We start from the raw sequence: 24352 nt of genomic DNA, 5'->3' as shown, positions 1-24352 counted from the left end.
TGGAATTCACAAGAAGTACAGAAGCAGAAATCATTTAGACTCATCCCGATGTCCCACTACTATTCCCATTAGTATGCAGATACCTCTGCATGTCAGATAGAATACGTCTACTAAATTAGTGGTTAACTCCATACTATCCAGATGAACAAGACAAAACGGAAATCGAAAAGAAATGAAAAAGGATAGCCATTACAAACTTTCTTTACCGGATGAGTGGCAAAAAGAAGATTTCACTGCGTATATAGCCTTAGAAAATGAAGAAAAGAACTGCCACGGAACACCTTCCGGGCAGCTCTCCTTTCATAGAAGTAAAGTAACAGAAAGAGAGTATGATACAGTTTTAATTCTGTCCGCCTCCCAACGCTTGGAATAGGTTAATTAAGCTTTGTATTTCGGTAAAATGATTAGCAGTCTGCGACAATTGTGCGCTAAGCAATGTCTGCCGGGCTGTGAGTACTTCCAGATAAGTGGTATTGCCATGCTCCATCAGCAAGGAAGTACTTCTCAGGGCGGTTTGTAAAGAAGCAACCTGTTTATCCAACAGAAGTTTCTTGCCCTGACTGGTCTGATAAGCCGTTAAAGCATCGTTCACCTCGCTGCCTGCATTGAGCAAGGTTTGCTGGAAGCCAAGTGCGGCTTCTTCCTGCTGTGCACGGGCAATGCGATACTGGGCAACTACCTGTCCGCGGTTGAAGAGCGGTTGCGTCAGCGATCCTACAGCAGATGCCAGAAACTTGCCCGGATTGAGTATCATCACTCCGGCAGAGTTCGTCCAGCCGGCACTTCCACTTAAAGTAATGGAGGGATAGAAAGCCGAACGGGCCTTATTGGTACCATAAAACGCTGCTTCGAGTGAACGCTCGGCACTGCGGACATCGGGACGACCGGAAAGCATCTGCACCGGAATACCTACCGAAAAGTCGGTGGGGAACTGCTGCTGTGCCAGACTACCACGTTCATAATGACGGGGTGTTTCAGCCAACAGAAGAGCAAGACTGTTCTCTGCCTGGTTGATTTGCTTCCTCAAGTCGAGCACGGAGCCCTGTACCTGATAGTACGTCGCCTCCATCTGCGATACGGCCGATTCATTCGCCATTCCGGCATTCATCAAGGCACGAGTAGACGCCACGGTTTCTTTCCACGCTTCTTCCGTTTGCCGGGAAATGGCAAGTTGTTCGTCGAGCATCAGCAGCGTATAATAGGTATTGGCTATCCCGGCTATCAGTTGGGTACGGACAGCCTGACGATAATCCTCACTTTGAGCATAAAGAGCTTGCGACTGTTTCTTGGCATTGCGCATACGGCCGAAGACGTCCAACTCCCAACTGGCAGTGACGGGCAACGAATAAGTTTGCGTTGCCTTTTGCGTATCAAAGCTGCTCACGGTTCCCTGCGGAGCAAGAGCAAAGGCAGGCAGGAAAGCAAGTTTGGCAGACATCAGTGTTGCCTGTGCTTCCTCTACACGAAGCTGGGCAGACTGATAATCAGTATTGGTCTGCAATCCCACTTCAATGAGGGATTGCAGAAAAGGATCGGTGAAGAGTTCCCGCCAATCCATATTACCCAGACTGACGGTGTCTTCGGTCACTACTTCCCCGCCATAAAGCTGGTCGGGGACGGAAGTAGTGGGCTCGTATTTAGTATAGATGCCACAACCGCTCAGCAGCAGACCGGTGACAGCTAATGTGATGATTTGCTTTTTCATTCTTCAGTATCTTTAATATGTTTCCTAGAATTGATTTTATCAATAATGCACCATAGAATGGCAGCAATGCAATATGCAATCAACTGCTCTACCCAAAATATGTCACCTTGATACATCATCTTTTCTTTCATTTATTTATTATTCCGTTCAGCTTCACTCTTCTCCTTCTCAAGCAACACTTGTACGTCTGCTTCTTCCTCCATCGGCGGACGGATTTTCTCCTGTAAGAATTCAAAGATAATGTAGAAGACGGGAACTACGAAGAGCAATGCCAGTGTACCGACAACCATACCGCCCACAACGCCTGTACCCAGCGAACTGTTACCATTGGCACCTGCACCGGAGGAGAACATCAGCGGAAGCATACCGAACACCATTGTTAGTACCGTCATCAAGATAGGACGCAAGCGGACCTGTGCGGCAGAATAGGCAGATTCCACGATGCCCATTCCTTTACGACGACGCTCTATGGCGTATTCCGTAATCAGGATAGCCGTCTTGGCCAGCAAACCAATCAACATAATCACACCTGTTTGCAGGTAAATGTTATTCTCCAGCCCGAGCAACTTGGCAAACAGGAATGATCCCATCAATCCGAACGGTACGGAGAAGATAACGGCAAACGGTACAAAAAAACTTTCGTAAAGACATGCCAGAATCAGATAGATAAGGAATATGCAAATGGCATAGATGAAAATAGTCTGTGCACCACCACTACTTGCTTCTTCACGTGCCATACCACCATATTCATATCCGTAGCCCGTAGGCAAAGTCTGTTCTGCCACCTCTTCAATCACCTTCTGCACTTCACCGGAAGAGTAACCTTCGGCAGGATTTACATTGGCAGAAATAGAGCTATACAGATTGAAACGATTGGTTGTTTCCGGTCCCAACACTTTCTTCAATGTTACAAACTGACTTACCGGAGCCATTTCCGTACCATTCCGTACAAACATATTGTCCAGAGATTGCTCGTCCAGGCGGTATTCAGGCGAAGCCTGCATCATCACACGATACACTTTACCGAACTGGTTATAGTTAGATATGTACGCACCACCGCAATAGCTGCCCAATGCATCGAGCACTGCTCCCGGAGAAATACCGGCACGCTTACATTTAGCCGCATCCACTTCTACCGATACCTGCGGGAAATTGATGGCATATGCCGTGTAAGCCATAGCTACTTCCGGACGCTGATTCAGTGCGCCGAGGAACTGCATTACCGACTGGTAGAATGTTTCCATATCGCCACCCGTCTTGTCCTGAAGGTTCAGTTCGAGGGAGTTACCCATACCATACCCCGGAATCATAGCAGGCTGGAAACTGAATATCTGCGCTTCCTTAATACCATAAAACTGTCCATTGAGGCGGGCAACCACAGCATCCGAACTATGATCCTTTCCTTTTCGTTCGCTCCAGTCCTTCAAGCGCACAATGATTGTACCGTAAGAAGTTCCCTGACCGGATATAAGTCCATAGCCTGCTACGCGGGCATAATGTTCTATTTCAGGCGTATCCCGGAGGATATCTTCCAGTTTATCCATTACCTTCGTTGTTTCATCAAGCGTGCTTCCCGGTGAGATACTGACGTTCACCATGATGACACCCTGATCTTCCTGAGGAACAAGTCCCGTTTTGGTAGTACTCATCAGATAAACCAACAATGCGATAGCGGCTATCAACGAAGCCCACACCATCCAGCGATGACGGATGAAGAACATCACACCTTTCTTATATTTACCCAGCACAGCATTGAACGAGGCATTGTAAGCTGCGCGTACCCGTCCGTTAATACTCTTGGCACTCTTGGTCCCGTCCGACGGACGCATCATGATAGCACACAAAGCCGGGCATAGCGTCAAAGCCGAAATCATGGAAATACCTACGGCAGTTGCCATCGTGATACCGAACTGTGTATAGAATACACCGGAAGTTCCTCCCATAAATGTTACAGGAATAAACACTGCCATGAATACACAGGTACAAGAGATGATAGCCATCGTCACATCACCCATCGCATCTTTAGTGGCAAGATAAGGAGATTTGTATCCGGCATCAAATTTGGACTGCACCGCTTCCACCACCACAATGGCATCGTCCACCACCGTACCAATGGCAAGCACCAGTGCAAACAGTGTCAGGATATTCAGACTGAATCCTGCAGCCACCAGGCAGGCAAACGTACCTACCAGCGACACTATGATGGATATGGACGGAATGAGCGTACTCTTTAAGTCCTGCAAGAAGAAATACACCACCAGAATAACCAGAATAATAGCGATGATTAATGTTTCTACCACATTGTGGATAGAAGCGAAAAGGAAGTCGTTGGAACTCATCATCGTGACAAACTCTGTTCCCTCCGGCAGACTCTTTTCCATCTGCTTCATCTGGGCAGTAATTTCCTTATTCACAGCGGTTGCATTGGAGCCTGCCGTCTGGAATACCATGTAAAGAACAGCCGGTTTGCTATCCATCTCACTGCGGAAGCTATAAGTCATCGTACCCAATTGTACATCGGCTACATCCTTCAGGCGGAGTACAGAACCGTCGCTCTGCGAACGGATTACGGTATTCTGGAATTCCTCCACACTCTTCAATCGTCCGCGATACTTCATGGTAAACTGGAAGACATTCTTCGAACTCTCACCCAGCGAACCGGTAGGAGCTTCAATGTTCTGCTCACCCAGTACGGCAGTAATATCCGAAGGAACCAAGGCATATTGTGCCATCCGTTCCGGTTTCAGCCAGATACGCATACTGTATGTATCTCCCAATTCCATTACATCTCCTACTCCCTCTACGCGTTTGATTTGAGGTAGTACATTGATGTCCAGATAATTGGCAAGGAACGTCTGATCATAACGCCCGTCATTGCAGACCAAAGCACCAATCTGGAGGAAGCTGGTCTGACGCTTCTGCGTGCTTACACCGATTTTGGTTACCTCGGCCGGCAGCAAACCCTGTGCCTTAGCTACACGGTTCTGCACATTCACTGCCGCCATATCAGGATCCGTACCTTGCTTAAAGTAAACCTGTATAATAGCGAGGCCGGAGTTGGATGCCGTGGAAGTGATATACATCATATTCTCCACACCATTAATACTCTCTTCCAACGGCATGATGACGCTGTTCATTACTGCCTCGGCATCAGCGCCCGTATACTGAGCACTTACATATACTGTGGGAGGTGCAATGTCCGGATACTGCTCTACCGGCAGCGTAAGGAGCGAAATAAGCCCTATGACCAGAATCAGCACGGAGATGGAGATAGCCATCACCGGCCGCTTTATAAATACATTTCCTTTCATAATTTGTCTCCCTTCTTATTTTACTTGTGTGCCCTCACGCACTAATCCGGCACCTTCCGATATAATTTCATCACCGGATTGTAATCCGCTGAGCACCACATATTCGCGCCCATCGTTAATTCCGGCTACAGTGATCAGTGTAGAGACTGCTTTGCCGTCCACTACTTTATATACCACAACTTTGTCCTGCATCTGCACAGTGGCTCCCTGCGGAATGGCAATGCAATCCTTATAGATGCTGGGCACCACTACCGTACCGGATGCTCCGCTATGAAGCAGGCGTGATTCGTTAGGAAATACCACACGTGCCATTACAGTACCTGTCTGACGGTCGATAACTCCACTAATGGATTCTATGACACCTTTCTTATTATATACCGAATTATCATTCAGTATTAGTTCCACTTCCGGCATGTTTTTCAGAGCTTCATCCATGCTACCATACTGGCGTGTAAGGGCAAGTAACTGATTCTCAGTCATGGAAAAATAGACATACATGTCCGAATTGTCACTGACCGTAGTCAACGGATACGGCAGGTTGGCACCTACCAATGCACCCACGCGATAGGGTAATGCCCCCACTACTCCGTCACTGGGACTTTTCACCTCAGTATAGGAAAGATTGTTGCGTGCGTTCACTTCCTGGGCTTCGGCCTGCGTCAGCTGTGCTTTGGCAGTGAGATAGGTGTTCTCAGCTGTTTTCAGACTGAACTCTGAAACTACTTTCTGTGCATACAACTCTTTATTGCTGTTGTAGGTGAGTTCGGCAGTCGCCATTGCAGCACGTGCAGCTTCCACATTGGCAACGGCAGTCTTGAGCGCAGCTCTGTAGGGAATCTGATCGATAACGAAAAGCAACTGTCCACGGCGAACCGTCTGTCCTTCAGTCACACAAAGTTTTTCGATAGTACCCGATACTTGCGGATAGATATCAATATCCTGCCGCCCACGGATAGTGGCCGAATACGAAGTGGAAAGTTCTTTATCCGCCGCTTTTACTTCCATTATTGCAAAAGAAGGTTTCACTCCCGCATCCGTTGCCTGTTTGCAAGATGCCATCCACACTGTACAACCGACAATCCCTATCAGCCGTAACCATTTTTTGTTCACTGTAATCATACTTACTCTAATTGTCTTTTTATTAAAACTGGGACAAATGTAGGAGAAAGGAACAAAGCCATAGTGATCAATTTTCCCCCAAGAATGTCCCATTTTCGTTATTCGTCACTTTTAAAGCTAACTAATTATCAATAAGCATCATATAGAACAATATTAAAGGATAATAGGACATCCTGTTTTCCCCATAATTTACCAACTTTGCAAAAAGAAAAATGAAATAATATGGAAAAAGAGAACATTAAGACCGTAACCATAGAAGACTTTAAGAACAGTCAGCATATTCTTGACTATATAGATGATGACTTTGCGATAGTCAACAGTCTGGATGGAATACCTTATAGTAATGAGGTTGTCAGATTGGAGTGTTTCCTTATTGCCGTTTGTATAGAAGGGTGCATACAACTGGATATCAACAACCGGACCTACCAGCTACAGCCGGGCGACTTACTGCTCGGCCTTCCCAACACCATTATCGGGCATACAATGATGAGTCCTAAATATAAAGTAAGGCTTGCAGGATTTTCCACCCGATTCCTGCAACGTATCCTCAAAGTAGAAAAAGATACGTGGGACACTGCCATCCATATCCACAACAATCCGGTGAAATCCATTAACAGGGAAAATGACAACAGCATTTTTAAACACTATGGAGACTTAATCCTGGCGAAAATTAACGATGAACCCCATTGTTATCATAAAGCGGTGGTGCAGCATCTGTTTGCCGCTATCTTTTGCGAGATGATGGGTTACCTCAACAAAGAAATCGCCGATTCGGAGAAAGCCAAACTATCGAAAGAGGGCATCAAGCAGGCTGACCATATTCTACGGAAGTTCATGGAACTGTTGTCGAAAGACAATGGTATGCATCGTTCAGTGACTTACTTTGCCGATGCACTTTGCTATACGCCCAAACACTTTTCGAAGGTCATCAAACAAGCATGCGGAAGGGCTCCTCTGGATTTGATAAATGAGACTGCGATAGAGCACATCAAATACCGACTGAAGCATTCGGACAAGTCTATCAAAGAGATTGCGGAAGAATTCAACTTCCCAAATCAATCTTTCTTCGGGAAATATGTAAAAGGACACCTGGGGACATCACCCATTCGCTATCGGAGCACAAAAGAGGAATAATTTTCATTTCTGTAGGGTTATGAGTTAAATGATAAATAATCTTTTAGACGCGGATGACACGGATAACGCGGATCTTTTTTTATCCACTTTTATAGCGCAGCCTTTTAAATCCGCGTTATCCGTGTCATCCGTGTCTAAAAAATAATATACCAAATGGCGCTTATCACTTATCACTAAACACTTTTGTTCTTTTCTATACCGTTATGAAGTAAAACTGCTTTTATTGAATCCATTTGCCCACTTTATTTGTTACTTACTCTGAACGATTAGTAACAATCTCCCGATTATGGAATATAAATCCTTGTCTTTATTAATTATAGTATTGTTTTCTGCCTGTACGATCGGAGCACAGAACCGTAAGAAAGTGGGAATAGTATTGAGTGGCGGCGGCGCTAAAGGAGTAGCGCACATTGGAGCACTGAAAGTGATAGAGGAAGCCGGTATTCCGATAGACTACGTAGTGGGCACTAGTATGGGCGCCATCGTGGGCGGCCTATACTCCATTGGTTACACCCCGCAACAACTGGACAGCATTGTCAATGCACAGGACTGGAAATATCTGCTTTCCGATGCCCTTGATCCGGAAACCACACTGTTGAGCGAGAAGCTAAGAGAAGAACAATACCTGCTGTCTGTACCAATTGCAGGGAAATCGGCACATGTATCCGATGCCGGAATTATAAAAGGAAGAAATATCTCCCGGCTACTCTCCGAACTGACAGTGGGATATCACGACTCCATTTCTTTCAACCGGATGCCTATTCCATTCGCCTGTGTATCGGATAACATCGTGAATGGCAGCAAAGTCGTTTTCCACAACGGTATTCTGGCAACTGCCATGCGCGCCAGTATGTCCATTCCGGGAGTATTCGCCCCTGTTTATCTCAATGGCATGGTATTGGTGGACGGCGGACTGACGGATAATTATCCCGTAGACATTGCCCGGCAAATGGGAGCGGAAATTATTATCGGAGTCGATGTACAAAATCCATTGATGAAAGCGGATGAGCTGACAAGCATGTCGAATGTACTCGGGCAAATTCTGAATCTGGTGGGAGAAGAGAGTTACAGGAAAAATGTGAAGGACAGCAACATCCATATTCAGGTAGATGTAGACGGTTATTCAGCGGCAAGTTTCAACCACGAGGCACTGGATACCCTGATGCGCAGAGGTAAAGAAGCCGCCATGAAAGACTGGGACAAGCTGATTGCACTGAAAAAAGAAATAGGTATCCGTACGAATTACCGGGCGGAATATCCCGGACCGTTCAAAATACCAACACGGGCTATGCTGGATACGATACCTTCCGTAGCACAAATCACTCCCCATGAAAAACCAGTCAATACTATAAATATTGGAGGACGGTTTGATAATGAAGAACTGGCAGTATTGTTATTGAATGCGAGGGGTTATTTCGGAGCACAGAAGAAATCGCAGTTAAGCCTCACTACCCGGTTAGGAAAGCGGACCTTTGGAAGGCTTGAATATACTTACTCACCGCAAAAAAGCTGGGATATAAATACAGGATATCAGATAGGATACAATGATTTTAATCTTTACGAAGAAGGTAAGCGACTGATGAATCTGACCTACGTGCATCACATGGCTTGGGTCGGATTCACGAAGAGCTGGTATAAAATGCTTGTCAAGGCGGGAATCCACTTCGAGAAATTCAATTACCATGACTGGCCCTCGGGACCGGACGTTTCCATTACAAGATCCAGTGACAAGGCTTTGCTCAATTATCAGGCGAGTATCATGTACAATAGTCTGAATAATCAGCGATTCTCTACTCAAGGAATGGAATGGGAAGCAGCGTACAGGCTCTATACAGATAACATGGTAACGTATGGTTCGAACAGTCCCGTGTCCGTATTCCAAACTCATTGGAGCGGATATTTCTCACCAAACCGGGTATTCACCATCATGCCATCGGTGTATGGAAGGGTAGTTGGGAAGAATACGCAGTCATTAGCCATATCGAACTTCGTGGGCGGTAATGTGCCGGGACGGTATATGGAACAACAGATCCCTTTCACAGGTATCAATCACATCGAAATGAGTCCGGATGCCATCTTGACAGGAATGTTGGGAGTCAGGGCAAGAACTTACAAGAATCAGTATATCGTAGTTCGGGGCAGTTATGGACGGACAGCCAACAAGATAGAAAATCTGTTTGGCGGAACAAATACACACGGATTGGCGGGCGGCAGTATAGGGTACTGCTACAATAGTATCATAGGACCTATCGAGGCGGAACTCAACTATTCCAATCAGTCAAAGAAGTTAGGATACTATATCGGGATAGGATTTACGTTTTAGCATTATTCTTTCGCCTCTTCCTGTGGAATACGGATAGCCGTGTACAACTCCAGTATGGCAGCAACCGTCAGACATACAATCCATTCGTTTCCATGAGTAAAGAACATGAATGCACCCGTAAGTACCAACAGCAACGCACCAAATATTTGTTGGCGACGAAGGCGCTTCACATTGGCTCTATTGCTCTTGGAAGGTGAATTGATCTGTGCCAACGCTACCATAGTGGCACCAATCGTATAAACATAGGGAGCAGGCTCCCAACCGGTAATATAGACGGCAGCACCAAACAGCACCATCAAAGCGCCTACAGTAAACAAAGCAGGTATCAGGGATTTCATTTTTCGATGTCTTCTTCAAATACGTAAATATCCTCATTCGGTTTCTTCATCAGGTACTTCTCACGCGCTATGCGTTCGATGGCACCGGAGTCCACAGCTAGTTCGTTCAACCGCTCTGTGTTCTCTTCATATTCTGCCCGGTATTTCTCTATCTCATTATTCAAACGGCTGATTTCATTCGCATAGCCCATGCGGCGCACAATGCTGTTCTCGTCCAGAAAACCGACAATAACCACAAACACCACAAGCGTAATCAGGTATTTACGCCTGCAAACAAAGGCCCAAAGTGTCGCTAACTTATCCATTGATAAACAAATTAAAGAATGAAAAAATTAATAATTAAAGAAGCCCGGGAGAGATTCTTCGCCTACAAAGATAAGAGGAATAACTGAGAAATTCCTTTTTTTTGTGTACATTTGCACAAATTGTAACGGACAAGAATATCCCAAATCATGGAAAACTATATCGTATCGGCACGAAAATACCGCCCTACCACCTTTGAGTCGGTAGTGGGACAACGTGCCCTGACCACTACGCTGAAGAATGCCATTGCCACCGGCAAACTGGCACATGCTTACCTGTTCTGCGGTCCGCGCGGCGTGGGAAAAACCACTTGCGCCCGTATTTTCGCCAAAACCATCAACTGCATGACTCCTACGGCTGATGGAGAAGCGTGTAACCAATGCGAATCATGTACGGCATTCAACGAACAGCGTTCATACAATATTCATGAACTGGATGCCGCGTCCAACAACTCCGTAGACGATATTCGCCAGCTGGTAGAGCAGGTACGCATTCCGCCCCAGATAGGTAAATATAAGGTATATATCATCGATGAGGTACACATGTTGTCTGCCTCGGCTTTCAATGCTTTCCTGAAAACACTGGAAGAACCGCCACGCCACGCCATCTTCATTCTGGCTACTACGGAGAAGCATAAGATTTTGCCAACCATCCTTTCCCGCTGCCAAATCTATGATTTTAACCGTATCGGTGTGGAAGACACCGTTGCTCATCTGGCATACGTAGCTTCAAAGGAAGGAATTACCGCCGAACCGGAAGCACTGAATGTGATTGCCCTGAAAGCTGACGGTGGTATGCGTGATGCCTTGTCTATCTTCGACCAAGTGGTCAGCTTTACCGGCGGACACATCAGCTATAAGAGCGTAATCGAGAACTTGAATGTACTGGACTACGAATATTATTTCCGACTGACAGATCATTTTCTGGCAAACCAGGTCAGCGATGCTTTGCTGCTCCTGAATGATGTGCTGAATAAAGGATTCGATGCCAGTCATTTTGTAACAGGACTATCTTCTCACTTCCGCGACCTGTTAGTAAGCAAAGACCCCGCCACATTGGCATTACTTGAAGTAGGTGCCAGTATTCGCGAACGTTACCAGTCTCAGGCACAGAAGTGTCCGTTGCCCTTCCTTTACCGGGCTATGAAGCTCTGCAACGATTGTGATCTGAATTACCGTGCTAGCAAAAATAAGCGCTTGCTGGTGGAACTGACTCTGATTCAGGTAGCCCAGCTTACCGCCGAGGGGGACGATGCAGGCGATGGGCGTGGCCCTAAACAATCTATCAAACCCATATTCTCGCAGCCTGCCGCCGCTCAGCAGCCAAAGGCCGCAAATGCTATGCCCCAACAGCAGGCTACAACCGCTGCTCCGGCACGGCCCCGACCTGTACAACAAGCCCCCGCAGCCCAGGCTGCCTCTCTCTCGCCGGAAGTTCAGCAAGCTTTTAGCTCGCAGACGACCATGCGTCCCACTCCTACTGCTGTATTGATGGCACAAGGAAAAGAGGAAAAGAAAATACCAGTCATGAAAATGTCCGGTCTGGGTGTTTCCATCAAGCATCCGCGAGTAGACGAAGAGCAACAGAAACGTACTGTTTCCACCGTTCAGCAGAATGCACAACCTGAGGAAGATTTCATCTTCAACGAAAAGGACGTGAACTACTATTGGCAGGAATATGCCGGCCGCTTACCACAGGAGCAGACTGCTCTTGCCAAACGTATGCAAGTAATCCGCCTGACCATGCTGGATGCGACCACTTTCGAAGTTGTTGTAGAAAATGACATTGCAGCCAAGGAGTTTACCGATCTGATTCCTACCTTGCAAGGTTACTTACGTAAACGCCTAAAAAACAGTAAAGCCACCATGACCGTCCGTGTCAGTGCCCCCACCGAAAAGGTACGTGCTTACAGTCGTGTAGAGAAATTTCAACTGATGGCCCAAAAGAACAATGCACTGCTACAACTGAAAGATGAGTTCGGTTTGGAACTATATTGATAATTATAAGTAAAAGATTGCATTATTTATTCAGCAAATAATTTTGTTTTTTTAGTTTTATCACTACATTTGCGAATAATCTAAATAAAATATCTTCTACTTTGAGAAAGATTGCTATTATATCGGCAGTGGCTACTATTTTGCTCTTTTCCTTTGCGACGAGAACATACGCTACTCGTACAGACAATGAACACTTGTCTGCATTGCAATCACTTATCAGCAGAGAAATTCCTTACGATGCCAACACACCGATAGACAGCATTATCTCCTGGACAAATCAACTGGCACCTACTCTGAAATTTCCCCGGACAGAAGAATCCTATTTCACCTTACTGTTATGGCAAGTTAGTGCATATATCATGCGAGGCGACCTCAGTCTGGCAGTAGACCGGGCACGGTATATGTACGAAAGTGCCAAAGATATGAACTCCAACTTCGGTATTGCTCTTGCCAATCAAGCCATCGGTCAGGCATATACTGCCTCTTACATACAGGACAAGGCGTTAAGTTCCTATCTGGATGCCTTGCACCACTTATCCCCGAATAATCCGCAAACTTATCGACTCCTGGTGAAAATCTCCACTCTATTGCAACAGATGAACCGATTGGAAGAGGCCATGACGTATGTAAATCCCCTGAACCAACTTCTGGAACAGCAGCCCGAACATCCGCTCGCCATTCCCATACTCATAGAAAATGCTACTTACTATATTTCCTCGGGAGATCAGCAAACTGCGCTCCAGTATCTGCAAAAGGCAGATTCCATATACCAAAACCATACTCACGAACCGGCTCATGGGTTCTCCATCGACTATTATACAGCAGCCTGCTACCGTGCATTGGCAGCAGATGATCATGACAAGCAAAAAGCAGACGAAGCACTTGCCCTTTACAATAAACTGCTCGAACTGGTTTCCGGCAACAAACGTTCCCTGGAGTATCGCTCGATTTCTGCCGAAAAGATATATTTGTATAAATTACTGGGGCGCTTTGATGAGGCTTGCCGAATATATCAGGAGTTATATACCGTTACTGACACCCTCGCTTCGAAAAGTTACATCCGCCAGATAAATGCATTGAAAGCAACCTATCAGATAGATGAACTGGAACTGGGGAATAAAGCACAGGAAAACAGAATTGTACTTGCATCCATCTTCATCGGACTTGGATTATTGGCTTTCATCTCCATGTTAGCCGTATGGCAAAGAAAACAGAAAAAGAAAGTGGCACTATCCAAGAAAAATCTGGAACAGTCCCGGTGGAACGCAGAGAGTGCAACGCGCGCAAAAAGTGTATTCTTGTCGAATATGAGCCATGAGATACGTACTCCCCTCAATGCTTTATCCGGTTTTTCTGCACTGCTGACCGAAGAAGGGTTGGATGACGCCACCCGACTACAATGTACTGAGATTATTCAACAGAACTCTGAACTTCTATTGAAGCTAATAAATGATGTGATTGACCTGTCGAGCCTGGAATTCGGTAAGATGCAGTTCTCCATTGGAGAACATGATGCAGTAGCTACCTGTAGAAATGTTACTGACACAGTGGGCAAAGTAAAACAAACACAGGCGGAACTGCTGTTTGTAACCTCACTGGAAGAATTGAAAATAGAAACAGATGATTCTCGGTTACAGCAAGTATTGATAAACCTGCTGATAAATGCAACTAAGTTCACAGCAGAAGGTGCCATCACACTGAAACTGGAAAAAGAATCGGATGACATGGCTCTATTCTCCGTTACAGACACCGGTTGTGGTATCCCGAAAGAAAAACAAGCTCATATATTTCAACGTTTCGAAAAGTTGGATGAGAACGCACAAGGAAGCGGACTCGGATTGTCTATCTGCCAGCTAATTATAGAGCATATAGGAGGCAGGATATGGATTGATCCGGACTATGACGAAGGTTCCCGTTTCTTATTTACACACCCCATACGCCAGACAAAAGGTACACAAAAAAAGGAGGGTCGCGCATGATAAAGCGTCTGATTATAGCACTGGCATTAGGCACTGGAATTTTATTCACCGCCAATGCCCAAAATAGCGCCGTTAAAGACAGCCTATTGCGCATTTACGTCACTGCGCCGCACGACTCTATGCGCCTGGATGTACTGCATGACATCGCCCGCCTGGACCAGCAGACACCGGTATTCCTCTATTATGAGAATAAATTGCTGAAAGAGGCTACGGAGCAAAACAACCTCCGTTATCAGAGTCTTGCTACCTATGAGCATATCATCTACTTTTTCAATAAACTGGATCTGAAACGCGTAACGCAGTGGATGAACAGAATGGAAGTTCTGGCAGAGAAGCATAATTATTACAATGATTACTTCAAAGCCAAGAAGTTACAGATTGAAATGTATACAATCAACCAACAGATAGAACTTGCCATCCATGAAGCGAACATCATGTATGATAAAGCTAAAAAACTGAATGACAGCAATGGTATGCGGGAAGCCTGTCTATGCCTCATGACCAGCTACATTGCCACACTACGTTACGAAGATGGAGCAAAGGCCTTGGAAGAAGCATTCCATCTAATGAGTCCGCAAGACAGACCTATGGATAAAATAAATCTGTTGTCGAAGGCTGTGCTGGCTTATTCATTCCTGCATAATAATGAAAAAATGTATGCTTCGCTGGAACAGATGAAAGTAGCGATACAAGACTTAATAACCGCCACACCGGCACTCAAGAATGCATACTCAGCCCTATATATGGGAATGGAAACTCAATACGCCCTTTACTACGTCCGCACGGGAAACCCCAAGAAAGCCTGGGAACACCTGCAAAAAGCAGATGAATATGATACCCCTAACACCTTCCTGCCGTACAGAGTATCCCGTCTGCAAGCTTATGCAGAATATTATCGTGCCCGAAAAGAATACGAAAAAGCCTTGGAGTCATTGGATAATGCCATTACCCTAACACTTCAGATGTCTTTCCCGGATGCCATACTATATATGGCTATGAAAGCAGATATTCTAGTGGATATGGGGCATCCGGAGGTTGCTATCAACATCTACAGGAAAGTAATGCGTGATAAGGACTCTCTATACCGAGGGTTGTCGAACGCGCAAATGGAGCAAATACAGAGCTTGTACAATATGGATAAACTGGTGCTGAAACGAGAACAGCAACAAGAAAAGATACATTATTTTGTATTGATCGTTATTGGGATTGCCCTGCTGGCACTGATCGCTTTCGTTATCCACATGTACTTCAGCAGAAAAAGATTGCAGAAAGACGAGAAAGAAGTGGCCCGTCTGAGTGAAATAGCTGAGGAAGCGAATGAAGTAAAGAGCCGCTTCCTTGCAAACATGAGTTACAATATCCGTATTCCACTGAATAATGTGGTCGGTTTTTCACAGTTGCTCTCTACTGATATGGGATTGGATGATAAAGAAAAACTGGAGTATTCTGAAATTATTCAGGCAAATTCTACAGATTTGATTCAATTGGTGAACGACGTACTCGACCTCTCACGCCTGGAAGCTAAAATGATGAAATTCCAGATACAGGATTGCGAAATGCGGGAAATATGCAACGACCTTATATATATGGCCCGGAGAGACAGTAACGGACATATACATGCCGAACTGGAAAGTGATGTGGAACACCAGATGCTTAGAATGGACGCCAACCGCTTCAACCAAGCTGTATTGAGTATGCTGATTTATCCTGTACCCAACGATACCGATCGTGAAGTGAAGATGCAACTGAGCAAAGACGAAGAAAATCAGTTACTGATATTCCGTATCATAAACAGCCCGTTAGTTGATCCTGCATTTGCCTCCCAGCAAGTTTCCATACGGCTAAAAATCAATCAATTGTTATTTGAACATTTTGGTGGTAGCTTTATGGTAAGTGAAAGTGCCGAGGATGGCTATCCCATCACTTTTAGTATTGCTACTCTGTGATGAATCTTATTCAAAATAAAAAGTGAGTACAATCATTCGGGAAGTAATTTTGTCGACTGACTGCGTGAACTTCAATAATGATTGATCCGTAAGATCTTTACGGTCTTTCTTAATAAGATTTGCCAGTCCGAAACAGAACTTCAGTTCCGGGATTAACTTGAAATAAGGCAGATAAAAATCACACCCCAACCCTACTTCTACATAACAATCGAAAGGCTTTACCAATAAGGCCCCCTGCTTCTTCACACTGAAATCATACGTAGGAGCAATACCTGCCACCAGATAAGGACGGTAATTATTAAAACGTTCAGCAGAAAACTTCAAATCTACCGGTACAGAAAGATAGGCGGATTTCATCGACTGCGAATGTTCTTCACCACTGGCTTGCTCGCGAAATACTACTTTCTTATCCCCGAAATGTAATGTCGGGACGAGACGCAAGGAAAGAAACTGATTCAAATAAAGCTCGCCCAATACTCCGACCGTAAATCCGGGAGAATATTCAGGCACATCGGCAAACCAGCTCTGACCATCTTCCGTCACATATCCGGTATTCACCAATTTATAGTCCTGCACATGGATACCTGCCAAAAAACCATAGTGCCACCTCCGTTGATCGATATACGGACGGTTCTGCACCTTCCGCTTCTGTGCCGAAGCACCAAAAGCAAGGAGTAAGGTAAGGATTATCAGACAAATGCGCTTCACATCCTTAAAACGCTGAAAGTGACATTTTATTGCATTTTCCTTCGGTTTTCTCCCCACTATTATTTAGACAAGGTACAAATTAAGGGAATTTAAACAGGTTTGATAACAACTAATCAAGAAAACCATTATTTTTGCCGAACTAATTAGTACTAATAATTTAAAATCTAAAGAAAATGGCTTACGTAATTAATGACAGTTGTGTTGCTTGTGGTACTTGTATTGACGAATGTCCGGTAGGAGCTATCTCAGAAGGTGATATCTACGCTATCGACCCTGAAACTTGCACAGATTGTGGTACTTGTGCTGATGTTTGTCCGTCTGAAGCAATTCACCCGGCAGAATAATAACAACACTCAAAAAAAGAAAAGCCCGGTTTCAATTATGAAACCGGGCTTTCTCATTTTTATATACTATCATTTATTTCAGTTCAGCCAATGCTTCCTTAATACGGCGGATAGCCTCCACAATATTCTCATCGCTGGTCGCATAACTCATACGGATACATTCAGGTGCACCGAATGAAGCACCACCCACACAAGCTACATGAGCTACTTCCAACAAATACATTGCCAAATCATCCGAATCTTCAATCTTACGGTCACCGGCAGATTTTCCAAAGAAAGAATCACATTTCGGGAACAGGTAGAAAGCACCCTGCGGCACGTTTACTTCAAATCCCGGAACTTCTTTTGCCAACTTCACAATTAAATCGCGACGACGTTCGAAAGCTTTACGCATTTCTTCAACAGGAGCCTGTGTTCCAGTGTAAGCAGCTTCAGCAGCCTTTTGAGATACAGAACAAGGGCCTGAAGTATATTGACCTTGCAGCTTATTACAAGCTTTTACAAGCCATTCCGGCCCGGCAATGAAGCCAATACGCCACCCAGTCATGGCATATGCTTTAGATACACCATTTACGATTACCGTACGATCTTTCATTTCGGGGAACTGAGCAATGCTCTGGTGCTTGCCAATATAATTGATATGCTCGTAAATTTCGTCAGCAATAACAATAACTTGCGGGTGTTTTGCCAACACGTCAGCCAAACCTTTCAATTCCTCCTGAGAGTAAACTGAACCGGTCGGATTAGAAGGTGAGCAAAGAATCAATGCTTTAGTCTTCGGAGTGATAGCTGCTTCCAACTGTGCAGGAGTAATCTTGAAATCCTGTTCGATACCTGCGGTAACAATCACCGGAGTACCCTCAGCCAACTTCACCATTTCCGGATAACTTACCCAGTAAGGAGCAGGCACAATCACTTCATCACCTGGGTTCACCAACACCAATACTGCATTACAAACTGATTGTTTAGCACCATTGGCACATGAAATTTGTGCGGCTGTATATTCCAGACCGTTTTCCTTTTTCAGTTTCTCCACGATTGCATTACGCAAAGCCGGATATCCCGGAACAGGAGAATAGCGAGAGAAGTTGTCGTCTATCGCTTTTTTCGCAGCCTCTTTGATGTGGTCAGGAGTATTAAAGTCAGGCTCTCCCACACTCAGGTTAATTACGTCAACGCCTTGTGCCTTCAACTCGGCGCTCTTTTGCGACATAGCCAGCGTCGCCGAGGGCGACAAACTGTTCAAACGATCTGATAATTGATTCATTTTTCTATCTATTTTATGGTTGTTGCATAAATTTGGCTGCAAATTAAGCTATTTTCTTTGATATTAGAAAACAAAACAGCAAATTACTTATTAAAATGTAATGTATGCCCCATGCGTTCCTTCTTTGTACGCAGGTAACGTTCATTGTACTGATTCGGGGTTGTTTCAATAGGAACAATCTCTGTAATCTCCAATCCATAAGCCTCCAGCCCCACACGCTTCACAGGATTATTTGTCATCAATCTCATTTTGTGTACGCCCAATTCACGCAGAATCTGAGCACCTACACCATAATCACGCTCATCAGCCAGGTGTCCCAGACAGATGTTGGCATCCACCGTATCCAGTCCGTCTTCCTGCAACTTATACGCTTTCATCTTCTCCATCAAACCAATACCACGCCCTTCCTGGTTCAGATAAACAACTACTCCTTTACCGGCTTTATTAATCATTTCCATAGCCTTATGCAGTTGTTCGCCGCAGTCGCAACGCTTGGAGCCAAATATATCTCCTGTGGCACAAGAGGAATGCACACGTACCAGAATCGGTTCATCTTGCTCCCACGTACCTCTGAACAGAGCCACGTGCTCCAGACCGTTAGATTTCTGACGGAAAGGGATCAATCGGAAATGTCCGTGTTCGGTAGGCATATCTACTTCTACCCCTTCTTCCACAATGGATTCTTGTTTCAGACGATAGGCAATCATGTCACGAATAGAAATCAACTTCAGGTTAAATTCGTCAGCCATCTTACGCAATTCAGGCAGACGAGCCATTGATCCATCTTCATTCATGATTTCCATAAGTGCACCCGCAGGATAAAGACCTGCCATACGGGCCATATCAATCGTAGCTTCTGTATGCCCGGCACGACGTAATACGCCTTTTTCCTGAGCATACAAGGGGTTGATGTGTCCCGGACGTCCGAAGGTTGCCGGAGTAGAAGCCGGATCAGCAAGCGCCTGAATGGTAGCGGCACGGTCGGCAGCAGAAACGCCGGTAGTGCAACCTTCCAGTTTATCGATAGTCACCGTAAAAGGGGTGCCCAATACGGAAGTATTGTCACTGACCTGATGAGGCAAATCTAATTCTTTACAGCGTGACACAGTAACCGGCGCACAAAGCACACCACGTGCATGCTTCAGCATAAAGTTTACCTTCTCAGGAGTTATTTTCTCCGCAGCGATAATCAAGTCGCCCTCGTTTTCACGGTCTTCATCATCCACCACAATCACAAAGTTACCGGCCTTGAAGTCTTCAATCGCCTCTTCTATTGTATTTAATTTCACTTTTTCCATTCTGTATTCTCCTTTATTTATTTAGGTTATTTCAGATTAGTTTCTATTATCTTTTGAATGTCTTCATTAGTCTTGATAATCCGCTCCATATCCTTATTCAACCGGATACGGAATGCCCAGATGCGAAAGTAGAAGAACAATCCTATCGGCACCAACAATCCACAGGCCATATTCAACCAATAATTACGGAAAGGACGCAGGTGAGCGTGAACCGGGATAATAGGATAATTATTCAATGCATTCAACAAATGAACAGATTTAGTATTGGACATCTCTTCTACTAATTTCTCAAGACGCTCATTTATATCTTCTATTTCTTCATCGATTGAGTCTGCCATCCACAACTTGAAATAGTTGGGAGCACGCTTCAACGCTTTCCTTTCAGCATACGCACGACAATCAGCAGACAGTGCCTGCAAATCGGCAGGCAAATGAGTATAATCAGGATCGTGTATAATCACCTCTTTACGGAATAGATGGCGCACACTGCGTATACCGACGATCTTCTTAAACCAACTCACATAGGCATCGGCATTCAATACCACGGAGTCATTATTGGACTTATAAGTAAGGAATGCACCCAATGGAGCCAAGATAGCTGTACTGGTCCACATACCCATCCAGACAACCCACTGTCCATCACGTGCCATTTTATAGCCCGTATTATTAATAATGTAGTAAATAATAAAAATAAGAACGGATACCACAACCGGCATACCTAAACCGCCTTTACGGATAATTCCACCCAACGGAGCACCGATAAAAAAGAAAATAAGGCATGCCACCGAAAGTGTTAATTTCTCATGCCAGGACGTCATGTGACGACGAAGGCTGGTATCTGTCTGTGACATACTATAACTCTTGACACTCCAATCGCTCCCTGCACTCTCTGCACGGTTCACGGCAGTAGAAATGATCTTCTGCTTCTGTGACAAGGTAGCCACATTGAAAAGACTGTCCACATTGTATTCTCCCAAATGTGCCTGCTCTATCTTCAGCGTATCAGCTTTCTTCAAGTCAGCAGAAATCTTGTAAGTGCCATTCATCGCTTCCTTGAAATAGACACGTCCTACACTGTCATTCTGCACCCTCATGGAGTCAATGCCCGCTTGCAGCATCGCCATATCCTTGCTGTTAGACTGATTGCTCATGATGCCGGCATCCACCATATTAAAATCGGAATTGAACTCAATAATAGCATGCTTCTCCCGAAATGCTTCCCGACGATAAGGCACATTCTTCTGATTCATATTCTGTGATTTCAGATTTTCAAACTGCTCACCACTATAAAGATGCAAATACAAATGCTGTTTATCAGCCGTCATTTCCAGTCTTCCGGAATCTGACTTGATAATCTGCGCATTCTCAAACCCTTTTTCAAAATTATAAATCAGCACATCGTAAAGCATACCTGTTTTACGGTTCTTATGTTTTACATAAAGGTTATAGCCATCAATCTCGTCATAGAAAACTCCTTCCGGTATATCCAATTCCGGAGATTTCTGCTTCATGGAAATTAGCAATGTCCAGAGCTTAGTCTGTGCCTTCGGTCCTATTACATTTTGGAAATAAAAAGAAACGCCACAGATGAAAATGATAAACACAATCAACGGGCGCATAATCTTAAGTAGTGAGATACCTGCCGCCTTCATGGCCAGCAGCTCAAAACGTTCACCAAAATTACCAAAAGTAATAAGTGCCGCCAACAGAATAGCCAACGGTAATGAAGCCGGCACCAATGTAAGGGCGGAATAAAAGAAAAATTGTGCAAGGACACTCATTTCTAATCCTTTTCCCACCATTTCATCAACGTACTTCCAGAGGAACTGCATCATGAAAATGAAAAGGCAAATGAAAAAAGTGCCCATAAAGAGCGTGCAGAAGCTCTTCAATATAAATATATCTAACTTTTTTATGCGCAGCATTTTACTCGTTTCATGCAATGAAGACACAAAATTAGCATAAAAAAGGGAGTGTGGAAAATTTTTATATCAAAGTTAACTAAAAACCGCACGTTCTCCGCAGAGTATCTACCTGAGAGTCCCATAACTCGCACAAATCTTTCACTTCATCCACCACAGCGAAATCTGTAACTTCTAGCACGAAGTCGTTTGTCAGTTCATTGTTTGTCATCTTTAATTCAAAATATTCCCGCTCATATTCATCATCCAGCCAACGGAAGCGAATAAAAGAGAAAGCCCGCACAGCGATAATCTCTGCGTCACGATGTTCCGTCTTTCCCCAGAAGAAGGTGACAATCTTATCGTCCGACTGTACCCTGTCTGCAAACCAGCCCTCCAAACCGGTGGGGGTACTTATCGCGGACCAAAGAATGCTTTTAGAAGTTGCATTCAAGAGGTATTCCCGATGAATCTTTTGTCTTTCCATAGTTCATATTTGCTTTTTATTGCGGCGGCAAGATAGAGACTTTTTTCTAATTACGGAATATATTTCTCCAATTTTATTCATCCGGCTTTTCCTTTTACCACATAACTCCCTGATACTGTTCTTAAAAGAGGCATATAGAAAGGTTATTTTTCTTTGTATCGTTTCTATTCAATAAATTATTTTGCAGAAAATTTTCACAAATGTTTTGGCGATTTAAAGAAAAGCTATATCTTTGCACCCGCAAACAAGAAATAATGGCGGGATAGCTCAGCTGGTTAGAGCGCATGATTCATAATCATGAGGTCCCCGGTTCAATCCCGGGTCCCGCTACAAGATTAAGATTTAGACTGTTAGGAGGCTTCCACTCTTGGCGGTCTTTTTTGTTTTTTCATCAATTGGTAGCAGGTGACGCTATAGGTGACGCTAATTAACGACTTCCTAATTACCTGTTCTGATTTGACATTAAGTTATCATCACAAAGATACGAATAATCTATTTCTTAATGTATAGAAAACAATAAAAAAGACAGCAAATGAATTGCTTCAAATGCTGTCTTTATTATGATATTATACAAATGTTACTTAATACGTTTAAGAATTAAGTATTCACCTTCATAATTAACATATGTCCATTTCATTAGTTTGTTGTCTGTAATTTCTAAATACATTTCTTCATAGCCATCCCCATCTTCATAGTCAATAGACAAAATGGTATTATCAGAGTTTAATTTATAATTATAGGTATAAAAGTCGTTCTCCCATTCATTTAGGACTGTTCCATTTGAATAGAATGTATAGATTTCACCAATAGCATTGTGCTCTTCATCACTGTCACTATCCCCTGTTACCTCCCATGTACCTATAATAGTATTAGACTGCTTATCATCTTCATCATCATCGTCACTGCAAGCCATAAAATTCACACTCATAATTACGGCAATTACTGCCATTCCAATAAATCTTAATGTTTTCATCTTTATAAATAGTTTATGCCTCCATGTTCCCTATAGATGCTGTTAATAAGTAAGTTCTGAATAAGTGTGAGGAACACAGCGATAGCTGCACACTGTTTTAATAGTTTGCTACATTAGAGAATAGAATATCTGTTTCTTGACTTGTATGTATTATAGTCAGTGTTCCCTACTGACTGTTATACAAAAAAAGAAGCGTGGGAACTACTGATGTTATCTAATCTGAGGCTCTCGACTGCCCTTCTCCAAATAACAAACAATAGCCCACGCCCTATGAAATTATATAGTCTTCCCATAAGCATGAGAAGCATATAACAACATACAAGCGTGAGCGTTCTTGCCTATTATTCTTGGAGAATGAAATTGTCGAGATTTCAGATTAAGAATAATATATCAAACGCTCTTCGTTAACTAATAAGTCCTTTCAGTGCTAACTCATTAGACCTCTGAAATTGCTGCAAAGTTACGAAAAGTGTTTATAATGGCAAGAACTATTGTTTATTAAAAGTTCATGTTCTGATAAATTGATTCTTAATTCTCTGAACTGTAGAAATACCAATACCTTGTAGTTTGGCTATGTTTCTGATTGAATACCCTTTCTTTAGTAAAGCTATAGTATCTCTGTATTCTTCCAATTTCTTTTCTTCTGTCTTCATACTGCCTTTCTTTCTTCCCAACTTTCCACCTTTGGCGATATAGTTAGCCCTTCCACTATTTAAGCGGTATTGTATGTTTGACCGTTCTATGTTTCCCATTTCTGCCAACATAGTAGTCAATACTGAAACAATGGGATTGACCTTGCCATCAGCTTGTAATGTGTAAAGTCCCAAGTTCTGTATATAAACAGATACCTTTGCCTCATGCAGCATTTCTAAAGAGCGAAGAACCTGTAATGTACTTCTTCCAAGTCTCGAAAGCTCTGATAATAACAGATAGTTGACTGAATGAGTAGTGCAATAATTCAAGCAATCTGTAAGAACTTGCCTTTCCTCATTCTTCTTTGCACCGCTTATATGTTCCTGGAATACGTTCACGATTTCTATATTCTGAGAAACGGCATACTTCCTTAAATCCTCTATTTGCCTTGTTGTGTCCTGTCTGTCATTTGACGAACTGACACGGGCATATATCACTGCTTTTGTTTTCATATTATTCAAAGATTAAATTGATAACAGAAAGAAGCGTGTTCAAACCACCTATGCAGACTTATTTGAACACATTC

General features: G+C 43.9%; 19 protein-coding genes and 1 tRNA gene. 8 read left to right on the top strand and 12 right to left on the bottom strand.

Annotation, left to right across the window (positions count from 1 at the left end; genetic code table 11):
* The first annotated feature begins 172 nt into the window (after positions 1–172).
* On the top strand, positions 173–373 hold the full coding sequence (locus K429_RS0101600; protein WP_025725836.1) for a hypothetical protein: 201 nt from the start codon (positions 173–175) through the stop codon (positions 371–373).
* Here K429_RS0101600 and K429_RS0101595 read toward each other — a convergent pair.
* From K429_RS0101595 to K429_RS0101580, 3 genes are all read right to left on the bottom strand, one after another.
* Positions 341–1705 (bottom strand): efflux transporter outer membrane subunit, encoded by a 1365-nt coding sequence (locus K429_RS0101595; RefSeq protein WP_025725835.1) that lies wholly within the window; start codon positions 1703–1705, stop codon positions 341–343. The two genes, K429_RS0101600 and K429_RS0101595, sit on opposite strands and share 33 nt — an antisense overlap.
* A gap of 131 nt (positions 1706–1836) precedes the next feature.
* On the bottom strand, positions 1837–5016 hold the full coding sequence (locus tag K429_RS0101585) for an efflux RND transporter permease subunit (RefSeq protein WP_025725834.1): 3180 nt from the start codon (positions 5014–5016) through the stop codon (positions 1837–1839).
* A 15-nt stretch (positions 5017–5031) separates the two neighbouring features.
* Positions 5032–6135 (bottom strand): efflux RND transporter periplasmic adaptor subunit, encoded by a 1104-nt coding sequence (locus K429_RS0101580; RefSeq protein ID WP_025725833.1) that lies wholly within the window; start codon positions 6133–6135, stop codon positions 5032–5034.
* 222 nt (positions 6136–6357) lie between these two features.
* On the opposite strand from K429_RS0101580, the gene K429_RS0101575 reads away from it, so the two are divergent.
* Together K429_RS0101575 and K429_RS0101570 are read left to right on the top strand one after the other, a co-directional pair.
* Positions 6358–7269 carry an AraC family transcriptional regulator gene (locus K429_RS0101575; RefSeq protein ID WP_007217252.1) on the top strand — a complete coding sequence of 304 codons (912 nt, stop codon included), beginning with the start codon at positions 6358–6360 and terminating at the stop codon, positions 7267–7269.
* A gap of 286 nt (positions 7270–7555) precedes the next feature.
* Positions 7556–9592, top strand: coding sequence for a patatin-like phospholipase family protein (locus K429_RS0101570; protein ID WP_025725832.1), 2037 nt, complete (start codon positions 7556–7558; stop codon positions 9590–9592).
* A gap of 2 nt (positions 9593–9594) precedes the next feature.
* On the opposite strand, the gene K429_RS0101565 is transcribed toward K429_RS0101570, so the two are convergent.
* The gene (locus tag K429_RS0101565) at positions 9595–9930 is read right to left on the bottom strand and encodes a hypothetical protein (RefSeq protein WP_007211124.1); all 336 of its coding nucleotides are present in this window, start codon (positions 9928–9930) and stop codon (positions 9595–9597) included.
* Entirely contained in the window at positions 9927–10235 is a 309-nt protein-coding gene (locus tag K429_RS0101560; RefSeq protein WP_007211125.1) for a septum formation initiator family protein, read from the bottom strand. The genes K429_RS0101565 and K429_RS0101560 overlap by 4 nt, the downstream gene beginning before the upstream one ends.
* Positions 10236–10382: 147 nt before the next feature.
* Between K429_RS0101560 and K429_RS0101555 the strand changes: the two genes are divergently transcribed.
* The 3 genes from K429_RS0101555 (at position 10383) to K429_RS0101545 (ending at position 16155) form a co-directional block, all read left to right on the top strand.
* On the top strand, positions 10383–12230 hold the full coding sequence (locus K429_RS0101555) for a DNA polymerase III subunit gamma/tau (protein WP_025725831.1): 1848 nt from the start codon (positions 10383–10385) through the stop codon (positions 12228–12230).
* A 101-nt stretch (positions 12231–12331) separates the two neighbouring features.
* Positions 12332–14209 carry a HAMP domain-containing sensor histidine kinase gene (locus K429_RS0101550; protein WP_025725830.1) on the top strand — a complete coding sequence of 626 codons (1878 nt, stop codon included), beginning with the start codon at positions 12332–12334 and terminating at the stop codon, positions 14207–14209.
* The gene (locus K429_RS0101545) at positions 14206–16155 is read left to right on the top strand and encodes a histidine kinase dimerization/phospho-acceptor domain-containing protein (protein ID WP_025725829.1); all 1950 of its coding nucleotides are present in this window, start codon (positions 14206–14208) and stop codon (positions 16153–16155) included. Before K429_RS0101550 ends, K429_RS0101545 begins: the two co-directional genes overlap by 4 nt.
* Positions 16156–16161: 6 nt before the next feature.
* On the opposite strand, the gene K429_RS0101540 is transcribed toward K429_RS0101545, so the two are convergent.
* Positions 16162–16863 carry a porin family protein gene (locus K429_RS0101540; protein ID WP_025725828.1) on the bottom strand — a complete coding sequence of 234 codons (702 nt, stop codon included), beginning with the start codon at positions 16861–16863 and terminating at the stop codon, positions 16162–16164.
* 173 nt (positions 16864–17036) lie between these two features.
* Here K429_RS0101540 and K429_RS0101535 point away from each other — a divergent pair, with 173 nt between their 5' ends.
* On the top strand, positions 17037–17207 hold the full coding sequence (locus K429_RS0101535; RefSeq protein WP_007211130.1) for a DUF362 domain-containing protein: 171 nt from the start codon (positions 17037–17039) through the stop codon (positions 17205–17207).
* A 73-nt stretch (positions 17208–17280) separates the two neighbouring features.
* On the opposite strand, the gene K429_RS0101530 is transcribed toward K429_RS0101535, so the two are convergent.
* From K429_RS0101530 to K429_RS0101515, 4 genes are all read right to left on the bottom strand, one after another.
* On the bottom strand, positions 17281–18474 hold the full coding sequence (locus tag K429_RS0101530) for a pyridoxal phosphate-dependent aminotransferase (RefSeq protein ID WP_007217245.1): 1194 nt from the start codon (positions 18472–18474) through the stop codon (positions 17281–17283).
* 83 nt (positions 18475–18557) lie between these two features.
* The gene (locus tag K429_RS0101525) at positions 18558–19772 is read right to left on the bottom strand and encodes a bifunctional 3,4-dihydroxy-2-butanone-4-phosphate synthase/GTP cyclohydrolase II (RefSeq protein WP_007211132.1); all 1215 of its coding nucleotides are present in this window, start codon (positions 19770–19772) and stop codon (positions 18558–18560) included.
* A 26-nt stretch (positions 19773–19798) separates the two neighbouring features.
* Entirely contained in the window at positions 19799–21697 is a 1899-nt protein-coding gene (locus K429_RS0101520; RefSeq protein ID WP_025725827.1) for an LptF/LptG family permease, read from the bottom strand.
* Positions 21698–21773: 76 nt separating this feature from the next.
* Positions 21774–22160 carry an START-like domain-containing protein gene (locus K429_RS0101515; protein WP_007211134.1) on the bottom strand — a complete coding sequence of 129 codons (387 nt, stop codon included), beginning with the start codon at positions 22158–22160 and terminating at the stop codon, positions 21774–21776.
* 256 nt (positions 22161–22416) lie between these two features.
* Here K429_RS0101515 and K429_RS0101510 point away from each other — a divergent pair.
* Positions 22417–22490, top strand: a tRNA-Met gene (locus K429_RS0101510).
* Positions 22491–22737: 247 nt separating this feature from the next.
* On the opposite strand, the gene K429_RS0101505 is transcribed toward K429_RS0101510, so the two are convergent.
* On the bottom strand, positions 22738–23133 hold the full coding sequence (locus tag K429_RS0101505; RefSeq protein ID WP_025725826.1) for a hypothetical protein: 396 nt from the start codon (positions 23131–23133) through the stop codon (positions 22738–22740).
* Positions 23134–23639: 506 nt separating this feature from the next.
* On the bottom strand, positions 23640–24278 hold the full coding sequence (locus K429_RS0101500) for a recombinase family protein (RefSeq protein WP_025725825.1): 639 nt from the start codon (positions 24276–24278) through the stop codon (positions 23640–23642).
* Positions 24279–24352 lie beyond the last annotated feature (74 nt).

Source organism: Bacteroides sp. 14(A) (assembly GCF_000526555.1).
In the GTDB taxonomy this organism is placed as follows: domain Bacteria; phylum Bacteroidota; class Bacteroidia; order Bacteroidales; family Bacteroidaceae; genus Bacteroides; species Bacteroides cellulosilyticus.
The sequence above is the reverse complement of the archived record's forward strand: the minus strand, read 5'-3'. Positions and strand labels throughout refer to the sequence as shown.